The organism is Geofilum sp. OHC36d9 (genome assembly GCF_052400685.1).
In the GTDB taxonomy this organism is placed as follows: domain Bacteria; phylum Bacteroidota; class Bacteroidia; order Bacteroidales; family Marinilabiliaceae; genus CAZHHH01.
In genome coordinates, this window is the sequence record NZ_JBQTGJ010000040.1 from 1 (window position 1) to 3,054 (window position 3,054).

General features: G+C 40.2%; 2 protein-coding genes. One reads left to right on the top strand and one right to left on the bottom strand.

Annotated elements, in window-relative coordinates:
- Positions 1–101 precede the first annotated feature (101 nt).
- Positions 102–1,526, bottom strand: a complete 1,425-nt coding sequence (locus tag ACT3CD_RS17185; RefSeq protein ID WP_444646901.1) for an exopolysaccharide biosynthesis polyprenyl glycosylphosphotransferase — start codon at positions 1,524–1,526, stop codon at positions 102–104.
- A gap of 127 nt (positions 1,527–1,653) precedes the next feature.
- Between ACT3CD_RS17185 and ACT3CD_RS17190 the strand changes: the two genes are divergently transcribed.
- On the top strand, positions 1,654–2,301 hold the full coding sequence (locus ACT3CD_RS17190; protein ID WP_444646902.1) for a protein-L-isoaspartate(D-aspartate) O-methyltransferase: 648 nt from the start codon (positions 1,654–1,656) through the stop codon (positions 2,299–2,301).
- Positions 2,302–3,054: the final 753 nt, after the last annotated feature.

Sequence of the window (3,054 nt, forward strand, 5' to 3'; positions counted from 1 at the left end):
CTATTTGTTAACATGGCAATTCCTTTTTTTTTCATTTTACTTGACTTTTTACGTCAAGCTATTTCAGAATATGACAAGCCAATTTAAGCGGATGCCCCGTTTTATTTAGGGTTGAAAAATATCCTTTTTATAATATAGATGATGGTATTTCCAATGATTTGAATGTCAAAAATAAATGATTGATTATTGAGATAGATGATGTCATAGAACATCCGCTCTTTCATCTCTTCAACGCTGTGCGCATAGCCATATTTAACCATCCCCAAAGAAGTTAGTCCGGGTTTTATCTGACTTATAAACTGGTAATAAGGTGTTTCCTTTTCAAGTATACGGGCAAAATAATCTCTTTCGGGGCGTATGCCAATTAACGACATATCGCCTTTTAGGATGTTCCAGAATTGAGGTAACTCGTCGAGATGAATGCGGCGCATGTAATGACCAAAGGGCGTGATACGGTCGTCTTTGGCGCGCGCAGCCAGGGCCGGACCGTCTTTTTCTGCGTCGGTGTACATGGTCCTGAATTTAAAAAGCTTGAATTTACACCCTTTATGGTTGCGTCGCAGTTGAGTGAAAATAACCGGCCCCGGCGACTCTTTTTTTATCAGCGCACTAATAAATGGGTAAATGAGTGCTGTGAACAGAAGTCCGGCCAGGGCAAAGATAATATCCAACGAGCGTTTAAGTATTTTGTAAACAAGCGTTTGTTTTTTCGGACGGATGGAGATGGCAGGCAGGTCATCCGTTTGTTTTTGAAGATATTGATTCAGCAGATAATTTTTCGATTCCGGCGGAATGCGCACCAAAACGTTAGATGTGTCTATTTGCGACAATATGTGCTCTGTTTGTCTGATGTTATTGGTACAGCTGAACAGAATGACTTCATCAATATTATTTTCTTTTATAACTTCGGCCGTTTCGCCGTATTTACCCAGCCGTGAAGCTTCCTTAAAATAATTGTGGGTGACATTTTCATCGCTGCAGTAGCCGGCAAGGGTGAAATTGTTGGACTCAATGCGCCGCGAAAATTCTTTTAGAAACGGAGAGTCCGGTATTTGCTGAAAGGCAAACAGTATGCGGTGACAAATAATCCCTTTTTTCAGCATTAACCCGGTGATAAGTTGCACTATCAGTCGGTTGAAAAGGATGAACGTGGTGTATATGCCGGTAATGATGACTATTTTTAGCAAGTAAGAAAAGCTGTTGAGAACCGATGGTGGTTGATTAATCAGCATAACAACGATGAGGATACAGAGACTCCATAATATTGCTATGGGAAGTTTTACCGAGAGTTGGCCCGACGAGTTGCAGTTGGATTTGTAGCTGCCGGACAGGGCAATTAATCCTATTAGAACCAGCGGTATTAAAAATTCTACCGGGATGCTGGTTACGGGCGCTATGAGTGGTTGGAGTTTTGTTTCGATTACAAATAGGGGAATAATCAGCAACAGTAGCGAAAAGAGCATACCGTCAAAAATAGCCGCCATTATTCCCGGTGCTAAATTTTTAATCCGTTTGTTTGTGCGCATGTTCCGATTGAGTTTCCCTTAAAAATACATTTCTGTAAATCAAACGATTTTTTTTATAAAAAAGTATTGTGCTTCGTTTTTTTATCTCTTGTCGGTTATTTTGATGAACTCTTTTATCTTTGTTGCCATGAAGCGACTTGACTCATTCAGACATCAGGGATTACGACGCCGATTGGTGGATGAGCTGATGGAGAAGGGGATAACCGATAAAATTGTTCTCGAAGCCATCGGGAAAGTGCCCCGGCATTTGTTTATGGACAGCTCATTTGTGAAGTTTGCTTATCGCGATGCGGCATTTCCCATCGGTTCGGGGCAAACTATTTCGCAACCTTATACTGTGGCCTTTCAATCGCAATTATTGAAGGTGAATGCCGGTTGTAAAGTCCTGGAAGTTGGAACCGGATCGGGGTATCAGGCCGCTGTTCTGGCCGAGATGGGGGTGGAGCTCTATTCTATTGAACGACAGTCGTCTCTTTATAAAAAATGTAAAACTTTGTTGTCGGATATCGGTTATCCTAAAATTAGATTGTTTTTGGGTGATGGTTACGCAGGCCTGCCCGGGTTTGAGCCGTTTGATGCCATCCTGGTTACTGCTGGTGCTTTAAGTGTCCCCCGGCAATTGTTGCTTCAGTTAAGGGTTGGGGGGGCGTTGGTGGTGCCCGTGGGGCGTAATGTGCAGGAAATGACACGCGTGGTGCGATTGTCTGACGATGAGTTTGAGCAGCAGTGCTTCGGCTCTTTTCAGTTTGTACCCATGTTACCTGGCATTGTTTAGCGTAAGAATCAACCCATTGGCAGGAATTTAATTAGAGTCTGTCCATAAACAAAGTGTTTGAAATATAAAGTTCAAATTCAAGTCTTGCGAAGTCATAAAAATCAAGGCGTTTACTTTTCGTAAATGACTGTTTTTATGACAAGCGTAACGCAGAAGTTGACATTATAGACAAACACTAATTAATACATAAAATAAATGGTCGTTTTGAATCAGGCGAAGATGAGGTAGGAATAGCATAGTTACTATTGAAACGGTTGAAATACCAATCCGGACTTTTAGTGCTAAATTATTTACGTTTTAATTCAAAAATAATGTGGCGGAGAGGAAAAAAACTGACGTCTGGCAGAAAATGTTCAAATCAAAGGCTCGTGAAGCTTAAAAAAAGGTTTTATTATGACATATTATCATTTTTAAAGGGGAGTAACGAAAAAAAAAGTGTTTTTTTGCAACGCGGTTTAGAGTCTGTCAATAATTAAAGTGTTTGAAATATAAAGTTTAAATACGAAACTTGCGAAGTCATAAAAAACAAGGCGTTTACTTTTCGTAAATGACTGTTTCTATGACAAGCGTAACGACGTAGCTGGCTTTACAGACGCACATAAATTTAGCGTTTCACAATAATTAAAGTGTTTAAAATATAAAGTTTAAATACGAGGCTTGCGAAGTCATAAAAATTAAGGCGTTTACTTTTCGTAAATGACTATATTTTATGACAAGCGTAACGACGTAGCTGGCTTTACAGACGCACATAAA